This window comes from Streptomyces sp. NPDC031111, from assembly GCF_055570675.1.
In genome coordinates, this window is sequence record NZ_JBVIGS010000011.1 from 62,574 (window position 1) to 81,023 (window position 18,450).

17 protein-coding genes are annotated in these 18,450 nt (G+C 71.5%); 8 read left to right on the forward strand and 9 right to left on the reverse strand.

The window, feature by feature from the left end:
* Window positions 1-19: 19 nt before the first annotated feature.
* From ACZ470_RS22865 to ACZ470_RS22890, 6 genes are all read right to left on the reverse strand, one after another.
* Complete coding sequence (locus ACZ470_RS22865) at window positions 20-1,123, reverse strand: calcium:cation antiporter (RefSeq protein ID WP_468429834.1); 1,104 nt, start codon at window positions 1,121-1,123, stop codon at window positions 20-22.
* Window positions 1,124-1,343: 220 nt separating this feature from the next.
* Complete coding sequence (locus tag ACZ470_RS22870; protein WP_468429836.1) at window positions 1,344-2,345, reverse strand: TerC/Alx family metal homeostasis membrane protein; 1,002 nt, start codon at window positions 2,343-2,345, stop codon at window positions 1,344-1,346.
* Between the two features lie 286 nt (window positions 2,346-2,631).
* Window positions 2,632-4,638, reverse strand: a complete 2,007-nt coding sequence (locus tag ACZ470_RS22875; RefSeq protein ID WP_468429838.1) for a TerD family protein — start codon at window positions 4,636-4,638, stop codon at window positions 2,632-2,634.
* A gap of 80 nt (window positions 4,639-4,718) precedes the next feature.
* The gene (locus tag ACZ470_RS22880) at window positions 4,719-5,297 is read right to left on the reverse strand and encodes a TerD family protein (protein WP_189555259.1); all 579 of its coding nucleotides are present in this window, start codon (window positions 5,295-5,297) and stop codon (window positions 4,719-4,721) included.
* Window positions 5,298-5,428: 131 nt separating this feature from the next.
* On the reverse strand, window positions 5,429-7,582 hold the full coding sequence (gene uvrB, locus ACZ470_RS22885; protein ID WP_468429840.1) for an excinuclease ABC subunit UvrB: 2,154 nt from the start codon (window positions 7,580-7,582) through the stop codon (window positions 5,429-5,431).
* 40 nt (window positions 7,583-7,622) lie between these two features.
* Window positions 7,623-8,486 (reverse strand): MHYT domain-containing protein, encoded by an 864-nt coding sequence (locus tag ACZ470_RS22890; RefSeq protein WP_468429842.1) that lies wholly within the window; start codon window positions 8,484-8,486, stop codon window positions 7,623-7,625.
* Between the two features lie 280 nt (window positions 8,487-8,766).
* Here ACZ470_RS22890 and ACZ470_RS22895 point away from each other — a divergent pair, with 280 nt between their 5' ends.
* Entirely contained in the window at window positions 8,767-9,642 is an 876-nt protein-coding gene (locus tag ACZ470_RS22895) for a glycerophosphodiester phosphodiesterase (protein ID WP_468429844.1), read from the forward strand.
* A gap of 46 nt (window positions 9,643-9,688) precedes the next feature.
* Window positions 9,689-10,243, forward strand: a complete 555-nt coding sequence (locus ACZ470_RS22900; RefSeq protein WP_468429846.1) for a methylated-DNA--[protein]-cysteine S-methyltransferase — start codon at window positions 9,689-9,691, stop codon at window positions 10,241-10,243.
* A 162-nt stretch (window positions 10,244-10,405) separates the two neighbouring features.
* Here ACZ470_RS22900 and ACZ470_RS22905 read toward each other — a convergent pair whose 3' ends face one another.
* The gene (locus ACZ470_RS22905) at window positions 10,406-10,834 is read right to left on the reverse strand and encodes a VOC family protein (RefSeq protein ID WP_468429848.1); all 429 of its coding nucleotides are present in this window, start codon (window positions 10,832-10,834) and stop codon (window positions 10,406-10,408) included.
* Window positions 10,835-10,935: 101 nt separating this feature from the next.
* On the opposite strand from ACZ470_RS22905, the gene ACZ470_RS22910 reads away from it, so the two are divergent.
* From ACZ470_RS22910 to ACZ470_RS22920, 3 genes are all read left to right on the forward strand, one after another.
* A complete protein-coding gene (locus ACZ470_RS22910; RefSeq protein ID WP_468429850.1) occupies window positions 10,936-11,847 on the forward strand; it encodes a pseudouridine-5'-phosphate glycosidase in 912 nt (303 codons plus the stop codon).
* Window positions 11,829-12,761 (forward strand): carbohydrate kinase family protein, encoded by a 933-nt coding sequence (locus tag ACZ470_RS22915; protein ID WP_468430231.1) that lies wholly within the window; start codon window positions 11,829-11,831, stop codon window positions 12,759-12,761. The genes ACZ470_RS22910 and ACZ470_RS22915 overlap by 19 nt, the downstream gene beginning before the upstream one ends.
* Window positions 12,762-12,924: 163 nt before the next feature.
* On the forward strand, window positions 12,925-14,052 hold the full coding sequence (locus ACZ470_RS22920) for a magnesium and cobalt transport protein CorA (RefSeq protein ID WP_468429852.1): 1,128 nt from the start codon (window positions 12,925-12,927) through the stop codon (window positions 14,050-14,052).
* 19 nt (window positions 14,053-14,071) lie between these two features.
* On the opposite strand, the gene ACZ470_RS22925 is transcribed toward ACZ470_RS22920, so the two are convergent.
* Together ACZ470_RS22925 and ACZ470_RS22930 are read right to left on the reverse strand one after the other, a co-directional pair.
* Window positions 14,072-14,500 (reverse strand): CBS domain-containing protein, encoded by a 429-nt coding sequence (locus tag ACZ470_RS22925; RefSeq protein WP_468429853.1) that lies wholly within the window; start codon window positions 14,498-14,500, stop codon window positions 14,072-14,074.
* A 130-nt stretch (window positions 14,501-14,630) separates the two neighbouring features.
* Window positions 14,631-15,263 (reverse strand): nucleoside/nucleotide kinase family protein, encoded by a 633-nt coding sequence (locus ACZ470_RS22930; RefSeq protein ID WP_468429855.1) that lies wholly within the window; start codon window positions 15,261-15,263, stop codon window positions 14,631-14,633.
* A gap of 43 nt (window positions 15,264-15,306) precedes the next feature.
* On the opposite strand from ACZ470_RS22930, the gene ACZ470_RS22935 reads away from it, so the two are divergent.
* The 3 genes from ACZ470_RS22935 (at window position 15,307) to ACZ470_RS22945 (ending at window position 18,211) form a co-directional block, all read left to right on the forward strand.
* Complete coding sequence (locus tag ACZ470_RS22935) at window positions 15,307-16,005, forward strand: DUF2293 domain-containing protein (RefSeq protein WP_468429857.1); 699 nt, start codon at window positions 15,307-15,309, stop codon at window positions 16,003-16,005.
* Between the two features lie 117 nt (window positions 16,006-16,122).
* Window positions 16,123-16,602, forward strand: a complete 480-nt coding sequence (locus tag ACZ470_RS22940; protein ID WP_468429859.1) for an anthrone oxygenase family protein — start codon at window positions 16,123-16,125, stop codon at window positions 16,600-16,602.
* Window positions 16,603-16,720: 118 nt separating this feature from the next.
* Window positions 16,721-18,211, forward strand: a complete 1,491-nt coding sequence (locus tag ACZ470_RS22945; protein WP_468429861.1) for a glutamate synthase subunit beta — start codon at window positions 16,721-16,723, stop codon at window positions 18,209-18,211.
* The last annotated feature ends 239 nt before the right edge of the window (window positions 18,212-18,450 follow it).

Sequence of the window (18,450 nt, forward strand, 5' to 3'; positions counted from 1 at the left end):
CTACGGCGAACCGGTCCGCCTACGGGTTGATCGCCAGCTCCAGATAGGCCCCGAGCAACACCAGATGCACCCCTCCCTGGAGAGGCGTGGCCCGGCCGGGGACCACGGTCAGCGCGCCCACCACCATGGTCAGGGCGAGCAACACCATATGGGTGTTGCCGAGACCGAGGACGAGCGGGCCGGGGAGCCAGAGGGAGGCCAGCGCGACGGCGGGGATGGTCAGGCCGATGCTGGCCATCGCCGAGCCGAGGGCGAGGTTCATGCTGGTCTGCACCTGGTCGCGGCGCGAGGCGCGCACCGCGGCGATGGTCTCCGGCAGGAGGACCAGCATCGCGATGATCACACCGACGACGGAGTGGCCCAGCCCCGCCGCCTCCACTCCGGACTCGATCGTGGGCGAGACCCCCTTGGCGAGGCCGACCACGCCGATCAGAGCCAGGCCCAGCAGCCCGAGACTGATCAGGGCGGTGCGCGTGGTGGGCGCCTCGGCGTGCTCCTCCTTGACGGAGGCGGCCGTCTCGCCCTGCTTGACGATCGGCAGGAAGTAGTCGCGATGTCTCACCGTCTGGGTCGCGACGAACAAGCCGTAGAGGATCAGCGAGGAGACCGCCGCGAACGTGAGCTGCACGGTGGAGAACTCCGGCCCCGGCTTGCTCGTGGTGAACGTCGGCAGCACGAGGCTGAGGGTCGCCAGCGTCGCGACCGTGGCGAGGGCCGCGCCGGTTCCCTCCGAATTGAAGACCGCCGTGCCGTGGCGCAGTGAGCCCACGAGCAGACTCAGCCCGAGGATGCCGTTGACGGTGATCATCACAGCCGCGAACACGGTGTCCCTGGCGAGGGTCGCACTCTTGTCCCCGCCGTCGAGCATCAGCGTGACGATCAGTGCCACCTCGATGACGGTGACGGCCACCGCGAGGACCAGGGAGCCGAACGGCTCACCGACCCGGTGTGCGACCACCTCGGCATGGTGCACGGCCGCCAGCACGGACCCCGCGAGAACCAGCGTCACCACCACGACGACCCAGCCGGGCAGATCGCGGCCCCAGGTCAGAACCAGCAGAACTACGGCGAACACCGGCACCAGGGTGGTCCACTGCGCCGCCTGCCTGAGCCGAGCGGTCATGGGGTGATCGTCGCAGACGTGAAGGGGCGCCGCACCTCACCGCGGCCCCTCCGCGATCCTGATCGTCTCGGGGTCATCATGGTCACGCATGGCCTCCTCGTACGAGTTGAATTCGGGTCGGCGCGGACGGGCGGCGCCGGGGGCAAAAAAGGAACCGGGAGCAGTGGCCGGCGATGTGCTGACCACTGCTCCCGGTACCGGCGTTCCGGTGTCCGACGGGTCAGGCGTCGATGTCGTCCTTCGCGGTGCTCCCGCCCCCGTCCGCGGTCACCTCGGCCTGCGCCTGCTTGCGGGAGGCCCGGAGGCTGGTGATCGTGGTGACGATCAGGACCGAGCAGATCACGCCCAGCGAGACCGGGATGCTGATCTCGGGGACGTGCACCCCGGACTCGTGCAGTGCGTGCAGCACCAGCTTCACGCCGATGAAGCCGAGGATGATCGACAGGCCGTAGGACAGGTGGACCAGCTTCTTCAGCAGGCCGCCGATGAGGAAGTACAGCTGCCTGAGGCCCATCAGCGCGAACGCGTTCGCAGTGAACACGATGTACGGGTCCTGCGTCAGACCGAAGATCGCGGGGATCGAGTCGAGCGCGAACAGGACGTCCGTGGTGCCGATGGCGAGCATGACGACGAGCATCGGGGTCATGACCCGCTTGCCGTTCTGCTCGATCCACAGCTTGGTGCCGTGGTAGCGGTCCGCCACACCGAAGCGGCGCTCGGCGGCCTTGAGCAGCTTGTTCTCCTCGTACTCCTCGTCGGCCTCCTCGGCCCGGGCCTCCTGGATGAGCTTCCAGGCGGTCCAGATCAGGAAGGCACCGAAGATGTAGAACACCCACGAGAAGCTGGCGATGATCGCGGCGCCGGCGGCGATGAAGATCGCGCGCAGCACCAGGGCGATGAGCACACCGACCAGGAGTACCCGCTGCTGGTACTGCGACGGCACCGCGAACTTCGCCATGATCAGCACGAAGACGAAGAGGTTGTCGACGCTCAGCGACTTCTCGGTGATGTAGCCGGCGAAGAACTCGCCGGCGGGCTGGCCACCGCCGAAGACCAGCAGGCCGAGCCCGAAGAGCGCGGCCAGGACGATCCAGACGACGGTCCAGATCCCGGCTTCCTTGACGGACACGTCATGCGGTTTGCGGCCGATGAAGAAATCGACCGCGATGAGGGCGCACAGGCCCACGATCGTCAGGACCCATAGGGTCACGGAAACATCCACTGCGCCTCCGGCAGATACGTCACAGGGCAAATGTCAGCGTCGTCGCTGCCGGAGGTCTCTTCCACCCGGGCCTCCGGCGCTCGACTGCGCCCGGACGGTCCTTCGGGCCGACGCCCCGGGATCTGGCCTGATCCGTATTGACGGGGTCGCCGCACAGACAGGGAGTACTCCCCTCCGTGCGGTCAAGAGTACCCAATCACCAAGGATTGGTAAAGAGCCAAGTAAAGGAATAGGCAAAGCCTCAGGTCAGAGGCTTTACGATCGCTTGGTCAAAGGGATCGTGCGGTCACCTGTTCCACGCGCGACGGGCCGCCGCGACCTGGGTGAGCACCTGGTGAAGGACCTGGCTGCCCGGCGGCACGAGCGGCGGCTCGTACGTCCACGCGTGTCCGACCCACGGATCGGCCAGATGATCGTCGGGCACGGGCGTCAGTCGCAGCAGCGAACGCCACAGCGGGTCCAGCAGCGGCCCGTAACCCGAGGACTCCTCGCGGTCGGCGACCATCATCAGATGGACCCCGACGGACGGGCCCTCGTCGGCGAGATAGCGCAACTGGTTCACGGCCCGGTCGTCGAAGCCGTGCGGGAAGTCGTTGACGATCAGCAGCTGCTGGGAGGTGTCGAAGCCGGGCGGCAACGCGTCCGGGGCGCCTCCGCGCAGCGCCATCTGCACCAGGTCGACCCGCTGGGTGAGTCTGCCCAGCACGTCCGTCACCCCCGCGGCGCCCTGGGCGGGCGGGGCCGCCAGGACACCGGTCTGTGTCAGCGGTGCCAGTGCCTGCGCACCGGATCCGGCGGGGTCGATGACATGCACGGTGAACTCGCCCGCCGGGTAGACGGCGAGCAGCCGGGCCGCGTGCGCCACCGCCGTCTCCATGGCGAGACGCCTCATGTCGTGGGAGTCGGTGAACGACCCGTCGATGGAGTCGGCCCGCCCGCTGTCGATCCACAGTCCGCGCTCCAGCGGCAGCCGGAGCAGCATCGGAATGCGGATCGGGTCGGCCTCGGGCAGCCGGAGGTCGCCCAGGCGCAGCGCCATGGGGATCTCCATCGGCACCCGGTAGGCGTGCCAGGCGGGGTTGTCCCAGCGGGCGAAGGCCGGGGGCAGCGCGGGCTCGACGACCTCGGCCTCGGCGACGAGTTGGGCGAGGTCCCGATCGAGGACTTCCCGTGCCTGGGCGACGAGCAGGCCGTGGCGGGCCCGGGCGGCCTCGCGCACGGCGTCGCCCTGGCCTCCGATGCGGCTGCGCGGGTCGGACAGGGCCTGCTCCAGCTCCTTGTCCATCCGTGACTCGGCGAAGTCGACGGCGCTGCGGTAGGCGGCGGTCGTGCGGGCCAGGTCCTCGAACATGCCCCAGACCTGGTTGTACAGCCGCTCCTCCATGGACCAGCCGGTCGCGTCTCCCGCGACGGGCTGCGCGGGCTGTCCGGGCTGCGCCGCCGGCGCGGTGGGCGGGGGCGGCGGCGGGGCGGAGTTCTGCCGGCCGGGGTGGCTGTAGTTGATCGGGCCGCCGGTGGTCGCCGACGGGTCCGCGGCACCGGTCCCGCCGTACGCCGGCTGCGGCCCGGTCTGTCCCGGCCCGCCGGCCGGCTGCCCGCCGTACGACGGCGGTACGGGGCCGGGGGCGCCCTGTGGTGCGGCACCGCCCTGGTCGGGGCCGACCGCGGGGGCGGCCGCCTGACGGGAGCGGTCGCCGTCGGCCGGACGGGGCGGTGGCGCCTGCACGGAGCGGGCGAGGCCCCGCACGACCGCCTCGTGGATGCTGCCCGCGAGCTGCGCGGCCTCGGGCAGGCTCTGGTCGGTGAGGAGTTCGGCCAGGCCGCCCGCGTAGCCCTGACCGACGGCGCGCACCTTCCAGGCGCCCTGCCGCCGGTAGAGCTCCAGCGCGACGACGGCCGACTCGGCCTCCAGGCCGGTGATGGTGTAACTGGCGACCTCGCTGCCGTCGAGGCCGGTGACGGCGACGAAGGGGGCCGCCACGGCGCCGAACCGGGCGGGCCCCGGGCCGCCGCCCGGGGCGGGCAGGGCGAGCAGCACACTGACGCGGTGGACCGCGTCCGTCATGGCGTCCAGGTCCACCGCGAGACGGTGGTCGGCGGCCGCCTGCCGCGACACCTCCAGACCGGGCTGGGTGGGTGCGCCCGGGTGGGCCACCCACTCCACTCCGTGGATCCGGCCGTTCTCGTCGCCGAGCGCGGCCACGGCCACGACCGGCGTGCCGGCCGAGATCCGGATCTCCAGACGGGACTGGGAGAGCGGGTGGTTCTGTCCCCGCACCAGCTCGGCCGTCATCGCCTTCGTCCCCCTGCGTCGCGTGTGATGTGTCGTGTGCCGCCGACCGGCCCGCCGAGGAGCCGGTTCGCCTTCGGTGCCTAGAGGACCGGCAGGATCGCCGGCATCAGGTCCTGGAAGGTGCGGCCGTTGGCCGGGTTGCCGAGGGCCGTCATCGTCCAGCCCGCACCGGTGCGGTGCACCTTCGCCATGATCTGGGCCGTGTAGGCCCCACCGCCGGCCAGCGTGTAGCGGGCGAGCTCCTGGCCGTTGGTCTCGTCGACGAGGCGGCAGAACGCGTTCTGCACCTCCTGGAACGTCTGGCCCGTGAAGGAGTTCACGGTGAAGACGATCTGGTCGATGTGGACCGGGACGCGCGACAGGTCGACGAGGATGGCCTCGTCGTCGCCGCCCTGGCCGACACCGCCGACGAGGTTGTCGCCGGTGTGGCGCACGGAGCCGTCGTCGCTCACCAGGTGGCGGAAGAAGACGACGTCGACCGGCTGCTTGTCCGCGAACAGGACGGCGGAGGCGTCCAGGTCGATCTCCCGGGTGCGCGAGCCGAACAGGCCGCGACGGGGAGCCGCCTGCCAGCCGAGACCCATGCGCACCGCGGTCAGGCTGCCTCCGTCGTTCTTCTGCAGACTGATGGCCTGACCCTTGGTCATGTTGACGGTCACGCGCTGATTCCCCTCTCGAACTGTCCCCTGTTGCCGCGCATCGCGGTTGACCAGAACCCTACGCAGGGGCACTGACAGTGACGTACCCAGGTCCGCACTTTGTGTCGTTCTTGCAACACACCGTGCGGCCGTCAGGACAGTCCCGCCTCCTGCATCTGCCGCAGCTCCTTCTTCATCTCCGACACCTCGTCACGCAGCCGTGCCGCGATCTCGAACTGGAGATCGGCTGCGGCGGCCCGCATCCGCGCGGTGAGCTCCTCGATCTGCTCGGTGAGTTCGGCGGCGGGGCGGTCGGTCGGCACGGTCTCGGCGGCCTTGCCCCGGGCGCCCTTGGCGGCGCTCTTCGCGCCCTTGGCCGCCTTGGCGCCGAGGGAGGGCACGGGTGCCTTGGTACCGCCGCCGTCCTTCTTGGCCTGGCGGTAGCCCGAGCCGAGCAGCTGCTCGGTGTCGATGTCCTCGCGGGCGATCTGGGCGACGATGTCGTTGATCTTCTTGCGCAGGGGCTGGGGGTCGATGCCGTTCGCCTGGTTGTACGCGACCTGCTTCTCCCGGCGGCGGTTGGTCTCGTCGATGGCCTTCTCCATCGCCGGGGTGATCTTGTCCGCGTACATGTGGACCTGACCGGAGACGTTGCGCGCCGCGCGGCCGATGGTCTGGATCAGGGAGGTGCCCGAGCGCAGGAAGCCCTCCTTGTCGGCGTCGAGGATGGCCACCAGGGACACCTCGGGCAGGTCCAGGCCCTCACGCAGCAGGTTGATGCCGACGAGGACGTCGAACTCGCCGCTGCGCAGCTCCCGCAGCAGCTCCACCCGGCGCAGGGTGTCGACGTCGCTGTGCAGATAGCGCACCTGGATGCCGAGTTCCAGGAAGTAGTCGGTGAGGTCCTCGGCCATCTTCTTGGTGAGCGTGGTGACCAGGACGCGTTCGTCCTTCTCCACGCGGGTGCGGATCTCGTGCACCAGGTCGTCGATCTGGCCCTCGGTGGGCTTGACCACGACCTCGGGGTCGACGAGGCCGGTGGGGCGGATGATCTGCTCGACGACGCCGTCCGAGCGGGAGAGCTCGTACTGGCCGGGGGTGGCCGACAGATAGACGGTCTGGCCGACGCGCTCCTGGAACTCCTCCCACTTCAGCGGGCGGTTGTCCAGGGCGGAGGGGAGCCGGAAGCCGTGGTCGACGAGGGTGCGCTTGCGGGAGGCGTCGCCCTCGTACATGGCGCCGATCTGCGGGACGGTGACGTGGGACTCGTCGATGACGAGGAGGAAGTCGTCCGGGAAGTAGTCCAGCAGGGTGTTCGGCGGGGAGCCGGGCGAGCGGCCGTCGAAGTGCATCGAGTAGTTCTCCACGCCGGAGCAGGAGCCGATCTGGCGGAGCATCTCGATGTCGTACGTGGTCCGCATGCGCAGGCGCTGGGCCTCCAGCAGCTTGCCCTGCTTCTCCAGCTCGGTCAGGCGCTCGCCGAGCTCCTTCTCGATGTCGTTGACCGCGCGCTCCAGGCGCTCGGGGCCCGCGACGTAGTGGGAGGCGGGGAAGACGTACAGCTGCTGGTCGTCGCTGATGATCTCGCCGGTGAGCGGGTGGAGCGTGGACAGCGCCTCGATCTCGTCGCCGAACATCTCGATCCGGACGGCGAGCTCCTCGTAGACCGGGAAGATCTCGATGGTGTCGCCCCGGACCCGGAAGGTGCCGCGGGTGAACGCCATGTCGTTGCGCGTGTACTGGATGTCCACGAAGCGGCGCAGCAGCTCGTCCCGGTCGAACTCGTCGCCGACGCGGAGGGGGACCATGCGGTCCACGTACTCCTGCGGCGTGCCCAGGCCGTAGATGCAGGAGACGGAGGCGACCACGACGACGTCACGGCGGGTGAGGAGCGAGTTGGTCGCGGAGTGGCGCAGCCGCTCGACCTCCTCGTTGATCGAGGAGTCCTTCTCGATGTAGGTGTCCGACTGCGGGACGTACGCCTCGGGCTGGTAGTAGTCGTAGTACGAGACGAAGTACTCGACCGCGTTGTTCGGCAGCAGCTCGCGGAACTCGTTGGCCAGCTGGGCGGCCAGCGTCTTGTTCGGCGCCATGACCAGGGTGGGCCGCTGGAGCTTCTCGATCATCCACGCGGTGGTGGCGGACTTGCCGGTACCGGTCGCGCCGAGCAGGACGACGTCCTTCTCACCTGCTTCGATGCGCCGGGCGAGGTCGGCGATGGCCGTCGGCTGGTCGCCGTTGGGCTGGTAGGGGCTGACGACCTCGAAGGGCGCCACCGTGCGTTCGATCTGGGAAACGGGCCGCATGCCATCCACCGTACGACCCCCCACTGACAACCGGTCCTGATCAGCGGCGCTGCGGGGTCCGGGAGCGGTGTTCCACGGGGCCGCGGGCCCGCAGCCGTGGGCGGGCCGGGGAGTGGTGGGCCGCGGAGTGGGCGGGGACTCCGGGCCGGTGGTCGGCGGGGGGCGCGGCGGTTCCGCCCGCGACGATCAGCGGGTCGAAGATCACCACGATGCCCGCCAGGACGAGGAAGGCGAGGGGGCCGACCATCATCGGTCCGAGCAGGTCGGCCGCCGGCTCCCCGGCGCCGGGCTCGGCCGTGCCGTGGACGTGTACGTCGAGGGCGGCCATGCCGGTGTAGTGCATCCCGGTGACCGCGAGCCCCATGACGAGACTGGCGCCCACGCTCCACAGGAAGCCCCTCGCCCGGCCGGCCGCCCACAGGGCGGCGCTGGCGGCGGCCATGGCTATGGCCACGGACGCGGCGACGGTGAGGACGTTGTACTCCAGGCGCCCGTCGAGGCTCATTCCGGCCATGCCGAGATAGTGCATCGAGGCGATGCCGAGGCCGGTGACGGTACCGCCGGTGAACAGGGCCGGCCCGGTGGCGCCCTTGTAGCCGACTATGTAGATCCCCATGCCCACCATGAGGACGGCGACGGCCAGACTCGCGAACGTGGTCAGCCGGTCGTAGTGGATCGGCGTCCCCTCGATGGCGAAGCCCATCATCGCGACGAAGTGCATCGTCCATATGCCGGAGCCGATGGCCACGGAGCCCAGGGCGAGCCAGCCGGGGCGCCAGGAGCGGGAGGCCCGCATGGCTCTGGTGGTGCAGCGCAGGCCCAGGGCACCGCCGAGACAGGCCATGAGGAAGGCCACCAGCGGTGTGACCAGGCCGTAGCTGAATCCGTCGACCGTGCCCTGCATGCGCGGCTGCCCTTCCCGCCCTGTGCGTCCCACAACGTCCCGAAATACGCCCCCTCCCAGGGTCGCGACAGCGGCCCGGGTTGACGCAGAGAGTATGACCCCACCGGAATGGTCGAACGACTTTTCCGGCAAAGAAACACGTCCTTGCCCCAGGTGTGTGGCACCAGTGTGCGGAGTTCGGGCAACTCCGTTCAATCTGTGGCCATCCTGCACCCGTCTCGCGTTGACCGTCTGCTGTCACAGTGGTGCTGAATGTGATCGTCCGACGCGAGGAGTACGCATGCACGCACGCGCTGTCGCCGCATCGACCACCGCGCTCCTGGGAACCGCCGCCCTCCTGCTCCCGCTCTCCCCCGCGCGGGCCGCCGCCCAGGACTCCGCGCGGCCCCTGGTGATAGCCCACCGGGGCGCGTCCGCGTACGCGCCCGAGAACACCCTGGCGGCCGTCGACAAGGCGGCGGAGCTCGGCGTCGACTGGGTGGAGAACGACGTCCAGCGGACCAAGGACGGTGAGCTCGTCGTCCTGCACGACGACAGCCTCCAGCGCACCACGGACGTCGAGGAGCTCTTCCCCGACCGGGCTCCGTGGAAGGTGAAGGACTTCACCGCCGCGGAGATCGCCCGGCTGGACGCGGGCAGCTGGTTCGACCCCGCGTACGCGGGCGCGCGCGTGCCGACGCTGGAGCAGTATGTGCACCGCGTCGAGCGGCACGGCCAGAAGCTGCTGCTGGAGATCAAGAACCCTCAGCTGTATCCCGGCATCGAGGGCGAGATCATCAAGGTGCTGGGCAACGAGGGCTGGCTGGACCGCCGGCATGTGCGGCACCGGCTGGTCGTGCAGAGCTTCAGCGCGGACAGCGTGCGGACGGTCCACGATCTGAGGCCCGCGGTGAAGACCGGTTTCCTCGGGACGCCGCCGGTGGCGGACCTGCCCGCGTACGCGGCCTTCACCGATCAGATAAACCCGTCCTACGGCTCCCTCTCCTCCGGCTATGTCACGGCGGTGCACGCCTTCAAGGGGCCGCACGGCAAGCCGCTGGAGGTGTGCACCTGGACCGTGAACGACGCGGCCGCCGCCCGGCGGGTCGCCGGGTTCGGGGTGGACGGGATCATCACCAACACACCCGACGTGGTGCGGGACGCGGTGGGCGGCTGAGGCGTCCGTCCCGGCATTGTCAGTGGCCGGTCGTACGGTGGGGCGCATGGACAGCCATGGGCAGTACGAGCAGCGGGTCGTGTGGGCCGTCGTCGGCACCGGTATCGGCCCGCTGCTGCTGGCCGCGACCCACGAGGGCCTGGTCAACGTCGTCTTCCACGCCACGGACGAGGTGCGCGACAGCGCGCTGGAGCGGCTGGCGTCCCGGCTGGGCGCCGAGCCGGTCGAGGAGCCCGCCTCGCCACTGCTGGCGGAGGCGATACGTCAGGTCGAGGCGTACTTCGCGGGCGAGCGGCAGGACTTCGAGCTGCCGCTGGACTGGTCGCTGATCTCGGGCTTCAACCGCGAGGTGCTGCGGGAGCTGGCCTCCGGTGTGCCGTTCGGCTCGGTCGTCGGGTACGGCGATCTGGCCGGCCGGGTCGGCCAGCCCGGTGCCGCCCAGGCGGTGGGCATGGCGATGGGCGCCAATCCGCTGCCGGTCGTCGTACCGTGCCACCGGGTCGTGGAGAGCGACGGCGGCATCGGCGGCTTCGGCGGCGGCATCGAGACCAAACGCCGCCTACTGGCCCTGGAGGGCATACTCCCGGAACCCCTCTTCTAACCCACCCCGCCCGACTGCGGGCAGTCGCGCCTGCCCCTCCGCCCAGCTGCGGGCAGTCGTGCCGCTGGGGCGGCACGGGTGGGCGCAGGCGGCACCCCGCCAGCGCCGGGCAGCGCGACCCACCCCCGCCCGGCACCAGCACAGGTGGCACGGGGCCGCCGGTCAGTCGTAGTGCCGCGCCTCGAAAACATTGCCGTCCGGATCACGGAAATAGAAGCTGCGCTGCGCCAGCCCCCGCGCCCCGAACGAGTCGCGCGAGACCGCCGACACCGGCACGGCACTCTCCTCCAGACGCGCACGCAGAGCATCGAACTCCCCGGCCGGCAGCGACAGACACACGTGGTTGACGGGATGCCCCGAACTCTCCGCCGCACCGGGAACCATGCCCATCCGTTCCGCCTTGGCCCGCGGCATCAGATCGAGGATCGTCTCCTCGTTGACCCGTACCGAGGGGAAGGGCGCCTCACCGACGGAGTAATCGGTGAGCCTGACGGGCTCCAGGCCGACGGCCTTCTCGTAGAAACCGGCGGCGGCGATGGGGTCGCTCACCCACAGGACGATGTGGTCGAGGCGCGTCGTGTTGTCCGTCATGACTCCCAGCCTCCGTGACGTCGATGACGGCACGCAAGGGGTTTGGCCCGGTGCGCGGGCCGCCAGAGATGAGGGAGAACCGGCAGACAGGAGGCAGTCGCGTGGTGCTCATGGTGTCCGAAGAAGTACGCGAGGCGATCGCCGCGGGGCGGCCGGTGGTGGCCCTGGAGTCCACGATCATCGCCCACGGGCTGCCCCGGCCGCGCAATCTCCAGGTGGCGCTGGAACTGGAGGCGGTCGTACGGCAGGAGGGCGCGGTGCCGGCGACGATCGCCGTGCTGGACGGGCGGCCCCGGGTCGGCCTGGACAAGGAGCAGCTGGAGCGGGTGGCCAACGAGGACGGCATCCGCAAGCTGGGCCATCGTGATCTGCCGCTCGCGGTGGCCGCCGGGGCGAGCGGGGCGACCACGGTGTCGGCCACCGCCCTGCTGGCGGCGCTCTCGGGCGTACGGGTGTTCGCCACCGGAGGGCTCGGCGGGGTGCACCGGGAGTGGACGGTGACCCAGGACGAGTCCGCCGACCTCGGTCTGCTGGCGCGGACGCGGATCACCGTGGTGTGTGCGGGGGTGAAGTCGATCCTCGACGTGCCGGCGACCCTCCAGCGGCTGGAGACGCTGGGGGTGGCGGTCGCCGGGTACGGCACGGATCACTTCCCCGGCTTCTATCTGTCGGACTCGGGGCATCCCGTGGACTGGAGGCTGGACACCCCGGGGCAGGTCGCGCGGGTCATGCGGGCGCAGGACGCGCTCGGCGGGCCGGAGTCGGCGCTGATCGTGGCCAACCCGGTCGCCGAGGCCGAGCAGTTGGATCCCGGGCTGCACGCGCGGGTGCTCCGTGAGGCGCTGCACGCGTGCGAGGCGGAGGGAGTCACCGGTCAGGCCGTCACGCCCTTCCTGCTGGACTACCTGGTCCGCCACACCGACGGCGCCTCCCTCGCCGCGAACCTGGCGGCGGTCCGGGGCAACGTTCGCCTGGCGGCGCGCGTCGCGGCGGCCTGGGCCGTCGGGGAGTGACGGGAACCGTGCGCGGCGGGGCGCTGCTGGTCGTCGGTGACGTGATCACGGACGTGGTCGCCCGGCACCGGGGGCCGCTCGCCCCGGGGACGGACACGGTGGCGGCGATCCGGACGGTGCCGGGCGGCGCGGGTGCCAATGTGGCCTGCTGGGCGGCGCGCCGGGGCGGTGCGGAGGTGCGGCTCCTCGGCCGGGTGGGCGCGGACGCGGCGGCCTGGCACGAGCGGGAGCTGACCGCGTGCGGGGTCCGTCCGCTGCTGGTCGTGGACGGACAGGCGCCGACCGGGACGGTGATCTGCCTGGTCGACGAGGGCGCGGCGGCCGAGCGGACCTTCCTCACCGACAGCGGCGCGTCGCTGCGGCTCGAACCGGGTGACTGGTCGGACGCGTTGCTGGACGGGGTGGCGCGGCTGCATCTGTCGGGATACCTGCTGTTCGCCGAACCGAGCCGGGCCTTCGTCGCGGTGGCGTCGAAGGCGGCGCGGGCCCGTGGAGTGCCGGTCAGTCTGGATCCGGCGTCGGCGGGTTTCCTCGTGGAGCTGGGCGTCGACCGGTTCCTGTCGCTGGTCGGCGGCGTGGACGTGCTGCTGCCCAGCCGTGACGAGGCGTGCCTGCTCACGGGGGTGTCCGATGCGACGGAGGCCGCAGCGCGGCTGAGCCGGCACGTCCCGCTGGTGGTGGCCAAGCAGGGCGCCGAGGGCGCGTTGCTCGCGCGGTCCGGGGAGGTGTACGCCCGGGTACCGGCCGTGCCGGCGACGCCCCGGGACACCACGGGCGCCGGTGACGCCTTCACGGGTGCCTTTCTCGCGGCCCTGCTCGCGGGTGCCGGACCGGAGCAGGCGGCTGCGGAGGGCTGCCGGGCGGGCGCGCAGGCGGTGGAGCGGACCGGGGGCCGACCGCCCGCCCTCGCCTGACGGACGGGCGCCACAAGGGGCGAACTCCTGTTGTCCACAAGCGGGAACAAAGCGGAATGGGCCGTTTCCACAGGCCCGCACACGGTTCGCGCAGGACTGGCAGACTGACCGGCCAAGGCGCGGGAAGCAGCACGGCGCGGGGGAACCACGCGAGGAGAGCCGGATGTCCATGGCAGGGAATCTACGGAAGGTCACGAGTCTCGGCAGGGTAGGCGGGCTGCGCCGGGTGGCCCGGCTGGCCCGGCGGCGGCCCCGCGTGGATCTGAGTCACCCGGCCCGGTCCCCACTGGGCTCCTCGGTGGTCAACTGCGTGACGTACCGGGACGGTCACCGCACGGCCGGGCGCGGTGACCTGGTGGACGCGGTGCGGCAGGTGCGCAAGAGCGGGGAGGGTTTCGTCTGGCTCGGTCTGCACGAGCCGACCAACCAGGAGTTCGCCGGCATCGCCGAGCTGTTCGACCTGCACCCGCTGGCGGTCGAGGACGCCGTCGAGGCCCACCAGCGGCCCAAGCTGGAGCGGTACGGGGAGACGCTGTTCGCCGTGTTCAAAACGGTCTGCTACGTCGAGCACGAGGAGCTCACCTCGAACAGCGAGGTGGTGGACACCGGCGAGATCATGGTGTTCCTGGGCGAGGACTTCGTGATCACCGTCCGGCACGGACGGCACGGCTCGCTGGGGCCGCTGCGCGAGGGTCTGGAGGCCGATCCCGAGCAGCTCGCCAAGGGCCCGTCCACGGTGCTGCACGCCATCGCGGACCATGTGGTCGACGACTATCTGACCGTCATCGACTCGGTCCAGGAGGACATGGACCAGGTCGAGACTGCCGTGTTCGCGGAGCACGGCGAACGGGTCGATCCCGGCCGCATCTACCAGCTCAAGCGCGAACTCCTTGAGCTCAAGCGGGCGGTGGTGCCGCTCGGCCGGCCGCTGGAGGAGCTCGCCACCCGCCCGATACGGGTGGTCGCCCCGGAGACGCAGGCGTACTTCCGTGACGTCTCCGACCATCTGCTGCGGGCGAAGGAGCAGATAGCGGCATTCGACGAGCTGCTGAACTCCATTCTCCAGGCGCACCTGGCGCAGGTGACGGTGGCGCAGAACGAGGACATGCGCAAGATCACCGCGTGGGCGGCGATCATCGCGGTGCCGACGATGGTCTGCGGGATGTACGGCATGAACTTCGACCACATGCCGGAGCTGCACTGGCGGTACGGCTACGGCATGGTGATCGGAGTGATATCGGTGGCGTGTCTGCTGCTGTACCGGGCGTTCCGGCGCAGCCGCTGGCTCTGAGACCGCCTCGGGGGACGGGTCAGCCGGCCGGCGTCCTGGCGTAGACGTTCTCGGCCCAGGTGGCGATCTGTTGCTCCGTCAGGTGACGGGCGAGATCGGCCTCGCTGATCATGCCGACGAGTCGCTTGTCCTCGATGACGGGCAGCCGGCGGATGCGGTGGGTCTGCATCTCACGGAGGACGTCACTGACGTCGGCGTCCGCCTCGATCCAGCGCGGAGTGCCCTTGGCCATGTCGCCCGCGGTGACCCGTGCGGGGTCGTGGCCCATGGCGACACAGCCGACGACGATGTCGCGGTCGGTGAGGATGCCGCACAGCCGCTCGTTCTCGTCGCTGATGGGCAGCGCGCCGACGTTCAGTTCGCGCATCAACTGGGCGGCTCGGTCGAGGGTTTCGTGGGCGGGGATCCACTGGGCGCCGCGGTGCATGATGTCTCCGGCGGTGGTCATGAGGTACCTCCCAATGCCGGACGGCCGGCGCGGCGCGGGGGCGCGCCGCAGAGTCCCGGCGCCCTTCATTCTCGCCGTACCGCACGCGGACGGCACCCGGAGGGCGGCTCCCGCCGCGCCCCCGCCGGTGTCAGCCGCGCCAGGCCGGATGACGGGGATCGTCGGCCCGTACCAGGACGTCGGCCGTATCCGCCGGATCGGTCTCCTGCTCGTAGCGCTCGAAGGCGGGGAGGGTCCAGTGCTCGGCCTGGGGGGTGCGGCGTCGCAGGGCGCCCGGGGAGAGGAGGACGTGGACGCTCAGATCGAAGGGGAACCAGTGCCGAAGGAGGAGGGGACCGTGCAGCAACAGCACGCCACCGGGCGGGAGTCGGACGTAGGGGCTGCGGGTGGCGCGGTCGGTGACCGGGTCCCACAGGTCGGGCAGGACGCGTCCGTTCCCGCCGGGTTCGAGGGGGCCGAACACCTCGCGCCAGAGGGCCCCGGTGTCGTACCAGCCGCCGTAGTAGGACTCCACGTCCCGGTGGCCGTACTCGAGCCGGACCGAGGCGGGGCGCAGAAATCCCTCGGTGCCCACGACCAGGGAGGGACGGCCGCGTATCCGCAGCGCCTCGGCGACCCGCTCGGCGAGGTCTCCCGGACGGGCGGCCGGCGCTCCGTCGAGGGCGACCCGCGGCCAGGGACCGCCGTCGGCCGTCCGGAGCTCCAGCAGGCGCTCGGCGAGGAGGTCGCCGAGCCGGTCCCAGGTGATCGCTTCAAGTCGCACACGGCCATGATGCGCCGGTTCCGCCCGGGGGAAGGAATCACCCATGGCACCCCACGCGACTCCGCCCCCGTTCCCGGGGCTCGTGGTCCATCAGCCGCTCCGAGGACGGCACTGTGCCGGTTGCCGTCGGGGCCCGCTCCCCCTGGTCGTCATGGAGAACGGTGTGCCGCGCTGTCTCGACTGCGCCGATCTGGGCCACCTGGTCTTCCTGCCGCGCGGCGACACGGCGCTCACGCGCAGGTCGCGGGAGGAGAGCGGGCTGTCGGCGGTCGTGGTGCGGTTCGACCGGCGCAGGGGCCGGTACGAGCGGCGGGGCGTCCTGGTCGAGGAGGAGGCGCTGGCCCGGGCCGAGCGGCGCTGCCTGGCGGACGCGGAGGCACGCCGGCGGCGCCGGGCACGGGACGCACGGCGGCGGGCGGCGGAGGACGTGCGGTTCGCGGACGCGTTCGCGGCGGAGATACGGCGGCTGTTCCCCGGCTGCCCCGCCGAGCGCGCCCGGGCCGTCGCCACGCACGCCTCGGTGCGGGGCAGCGGGCGGGTGGGCCGGAGCGCGGCGGGGCGGGCACTGTCGGAGACCGCGGTGACCTCGGCGGTCGTGGCGTCCGTGCGGCATCTGGACACGCCGTACGACCGGCTGCTGATGAGCGGGGTGCCGCGCCCCGAGGCGCGGCGGCGGATCGCGCCCGCGGTGGAGACGGTGCTCAGGGGGTGGTCGGGGGCGGGACTGGGTTCCACCGGGTGATGGACGCTCGCGCATGCGCCCGCGCTCCTCGGGCATGGCCGGGCACGCCCGGGGTCGATGTACTTGTGGTGACGGTGCCGGACGGGGCTTTCCCGGCCGGCGGACGGGGGTGACGACATGATCGACGGGCCGTACTTCGTGCTGGTGGTGCTGGGCGTGCTCGGGACCGGGCTGACGGCCGGGGTCTTCCTCGCCTTCTCGACGTTCGTGATGAGAGGGCTCGCCGACCTGCCGCCGGCGCAGGGCGTGGCCGCGATGCAGGCGGTCAACGTGGCGGCGGTGCGTCCGGCCTTCATGCTGCTGTTCCTGGGCTCGACACTGCTGTGCGCGGTGATCACGGTGGTGACGTTCCTGCTGTGGCCGGACGAGGGGACGGCCGAGCTGCTGGTGGGCGGTGCGCTGTACCTGGTGGGGTCGTTCGGGCTGACCGCGGTGGCGAACATACCGCGCAACGAGGAACTGGCCCGGCTCGAACCGGGCGGTGCGGAGGCGGCGGCGTACTGGCCGGTGTATGTGCGCGAGTGGACGACGTGGAACCACGTCCGAGCGCTCGCCTCGGCCGGAGCGGCGGTGGCGTACCTCCTGGCCCTGGTCTGACGGGCCGAGAAAGCGCTGTCCGGCGCTCTGCGGGTGTGGGTGAGCGGACGTATCGTTGCCGGAGGAGTGCCGCCCGACGACGCACGGCCTGTCCCCCGCGCACGCAAGGAAGACGGCCATGGCCGATCCCAAGGGTTTCCTGACCACGCCCCGCCAGGAGTGGCCGCGCAGGCCCGTCGAGGAACGGGTCCGCGACTGGAACGAGGTCTACGTCCCAGGGGCGCTGCTGCCCATCGTCAGTCCGCAGGCGGACCGCTGCATGGACTGCGGTGTGCCCTTCTGCCACGAGGCCTGCCCGCTGGGCAATCTCATCCCCGAGTGGAACGACCTGGTCTCGCGGGAGGACTGGCGGGCGGCGGCGGAGCGGCTGCACGCGACCAACAACTTCCCCGAGTTCACCGGCCGGTTGTGCCCGGCGCCGTGCGAGGCGGGCTGTGTGCTGGCCATCAACCAGCCGGCGGTCACCATCAAGAACGTCGAGTGTGCCATCGCCGACCGGGCCTGGGAGGAGGGCTTCGCCCCGCCGGCGCCACCGGACCGGCTCTCCGGCCGGACGGTCGCGGTCATCGGCTCGGGCCCCACGGGACTGGCCGCCGCGCAGCAGTTGACCCGGGCGGGTCACACGGTCGCCGTGTACGAGCGGGACGACCGGATCGGCGGGCTGATGCGGTACGGCATCCCCGAGTTCAAGATGGAGAAGCACCATCTGGAGCGGCGGGTGGAGCAGATGCGGGCCGAGGGGACGAAGTTCCGTACGTCCACGACGGTCGGGCGGGACGTGGACGCGGCGGAGCTGCGGGCGCGTTACGACGCGGTGGTGATCGCCACGGGGGCGACGGCGTGGCGGGAGCTCCCCGTTCCGGGACGCGAACTCGGCGGAATCCACCAGGCGATGGAGTACCTGCCGCTGGCCAACCGGGTGTGCGAGGGGGATCTGGAGTCGTCGCCGTTGTCGGCCGCGGGCCGGCATGTCGTCATCGTCGGCGGCGGTGACACGGGTGCCGACTGTCTGGGGACGGCGGTACGGGAGGGGGCGGCGTCCGTCACCCAGCTCGACATCTACGGCCGGCCGGGGGCCGAGCGCGACGAGGACGCCGAGCCGTGGCCGACGTATCCGAAGCTGTACCGGCTGTCGGCGGCCCACGAGGAGGCCCGGGATCTGGGGACGGCTCCGGCGGCGGACGCGGACGCTCGGCTGTTCGCGGCGTCGACGCTGCGGTTCGACGGGGACGCGGAGGGGAGGGTGCGGGAGCTGCGTCTGGTCGAGGTGGACGCGGGGCGGCGGGCTGTGCCGGGGACCGAGCGGGCACTGCCGGCGGATCTGGTGCTGCTCGCGCTCGGGTTCTCCGGGCCGGGTCAGGAGGACGGGCTGCTCGGCCAGTTGGGGGTGGGGCTGGAGCCTCGCGGGACGATCGCCCGGGATGCCGGCTTCGCCACGAATGTGCCGGGGGTGTTCGCGGCGGGGGATGCCGCGCGGGGGCAGTCGTTGATCGTGTGGGCGATCGCGGAGGGGCGGGCGGTGGCGGCGGCGGTCGATCGGTATCTGACGGGGGCGCCGAGTCGGCTGCCGGCGCCGATTGGGCCGTATGACCGGCCCATGACGGCGTGATCCCTGCGGGTGCCTGCTGCGGGCCCGGGGGTGTTTTCGCGACGCCTTGTTGGTTGGTGCCCGGCGTTGGTGTGGGGCGGGGGGTGTTCGCGCTACCCGGCGCTTGCGGGGCGCCGTCGCGCCCACCCGTGCCGCCCCAGCGGCACGACTGCCCGCGGAGAGCGGAGAGCGAGAGCGGAGACGGACGGCGGCCCGGCGTGTGGGGACACGGCGGGCCGCCGGTTGCCGGAGTGGTGCCG

Coding starts and splice junctions, on each gene's coding strand:
- ACZ470_RS22905 (WP_468429848.1), bottom strand. CDS start 10,834: ATGACGGACAACACGACGCGCCTCGACCACATCGTCCTGTGGGTGAGC.
- ACZ470_RS22895 (WP_468429844.1), top strand. CDS start 8,767: ATGCACGCACGCGCTGTCGCCGCATCGACCACCGCGCTCCTGGGAACC.
- uvrB (WP_468429840.1), bottom strand. CDS start 7,582: ATGCGGCCCGTTTCCCAGATCGAACGCACGGTGGCGCCCTTCGAGGTC.
- ACZ470_RS22900 (WP_468429846.1), top strand. CDS start 9,689: ATGGACAGCCATGGGCAGTACGAGCAGCGGGTCGTGTGGGCCGTCGTC.
- ACZ470_RS22865 (WP_468429834.1), bottom strand. CDS start 1,123: ATGACCGCTCGGCTCAGGCAGGCGGCGCAGTGGACCACCCTGGTGCCG.
- ACZ470_RS22925 (WP_468429853.1), bottom strand. CDS start 14,500: ATGACCACCGCCGGAGACATCATGCACCGCGGCGCCCAGTGGATCCCC.
- ACZ470_RS22890 (WP_468429842.1), bottom strand. CDS start 8,486: ATGCAGGGCACGGTCGACGGATTCAGCTACGGCCTGGTCACACCGCTG.
- ACZ470_RS22945 (WP_468429861.1), top strand. CDS start 16,721: ATGGCCGATCCCAAGGGTTTCCTGACCACGCCCCGCCAGGAGTGGCCG.
- ACZ470_RS22935 (WP_468429857.1), top strand. CDS start 15,307: ATGGCACCCCACGCGACTCCGCCCCCGTTCCCGGGGCTCGTGGTCCAT.
- ACZ470_RS22920 (WP_468429852.1), top strand. CDS start 12,925: ATGTCCATGGCAGGGAATCTACGGAAGGTCACGAGTCTCGGCAGGGTA.
- ACZ470_RS22940 (WP_468429859.1), top strand. CDS start 16,123: ATGATCGACGGGCCGTACTTCGTGCTGGTGGTGCTGGGCGTGCTCGGG.
- ACZ470_RS22875 (WP_468429838.1), bottom strand. CDS start 4,638: ATGACGGCCGAGCTGGTGCGGGGACAGAACCACCCGCTCTCCCAGTCC.